At 78.2% G+C, this 206-nt stretch carries 1 pseudogene; it reads left to right on the top strand.

Annotation, left to right across the window (positions count from 1 at the left end):
• A pseudogene (locus tag QWJ41_RS22650) lies at positions 1-206 on the top strand (hypothetical protein); the annotation flags it as partial.

Here is a 206-nt window from a genome sequence, read left to right as displayed (position 1 = left end):
GGCGCCGTGGCGACCATCGTGTTCGCCGCCGGCCTGCACCGTCGGCTGCTCGCCCGCCCGGGCGCCGGGCTGGCGCCCTCCGTGGCCGCCGCCGGCCAGCTCGGCACCGCCGTGGTGACCAACCTGGGCACCGGCCTGGACACCGAGTTCCTCTTCGCCTCGCAGGCCGGCGACGCCGCCGCCGACCCGCACGCGGTGGTCTTCTA

It is taken from the genome of Nocardioides cremeus, assembly GCF_030518195.1.
GTDB classification, from domain to species: domain Bacteria; phylum Actinomycetota; class Actinomycetes; order Propionibacteriales; family Nocardioidaceae; genus Nocardioides; species Nocardioides cremeus.
This window is presented reverse-complemented; position numbering and strand designations above follow the sequence as displayed.